Source organism: Klebsiella sp. A-Nf5, from assembly GCF_002810545.1.
GTDB classification, from domain to species: Bacteria; Pseudomonadota; Gammaproteobacteria; order Enterobacterales; family Enterobacteriaceae; genus Klebsiella; species Klebsiella variicola.
Window position 1 is genome coordinate 1 of sequence record NZ_PIOG01000214.1, and the last position, 659, is coordinate 659.

Annotated in this window: 1 protein-coding gene; it reads left to right on the forward strand. The window is 43.7% G+C overall.

The window, feature by feature from the left end; translation table 11 throughout:
• Nucleotides 1-140: 140 nt before the first annotated feature.
• Nucleotides 141-659: hypothetical protein (locus CWM53_RS20335; RefSeq protein ID WP_133124376.1), on the forward strand; the 519-nt coding region annotated here is incomplete at its 3' end.

The following is a 659-nucleotide window of genomic DNA, read 5'->3' on the forward strand; positions in this document are numbered from 1 at the left end:
GATATAACTCTACAAATAAGAATTCTTGATAATTGCTCTGCAATAAAAGCTTGAAGCCATAAAGTAAGAGCATAAAGTACTAATGCTGCAGATGTTAGGTGGTAAGCACTGAAATTAGATGTTTTAAGTGGGGGAGAGACATGGAGTTGACGAAGGAGTCTGCATATCAAGCGATTGCAGAGTTTTTTACTGAGAAGCCGTTTGTTTTATTTGGTACAGGGACTTCATGTGCACTTGATCTAAATTTTGGGATGCCAGCCCTAGAACGTCACCTCCGAGCCGAGCTGACCAGTGGTATGACAGATACTCAGGCACAACAATGGAAGCAAGTTGTCTCCGTTCTCGATGAGGGTAGCCATGATTTTGAATCCGCTATGGACTTCATCAAGGATGAGACTCTGACCACTCGAATAGTCGAACTAACTGCAAGCTTTGTTGCGTATCATGATAACGTTCACGCCCACCAAATCATTTCAGGGTTACGCGATTGGCCTGCTGGATCACTACTGAAAAAGCTCGTTGAGACTCTGCCACAGGCCGATAAGCAACTTCACGTCGCAACCCCCAATTACGATTTATTAGCTGAGTACGCCTTTGTTCGACACAAGATTCCGTATATTACAGGATTTTATGGAGGATTCCTTCAGCGTTATGACTGG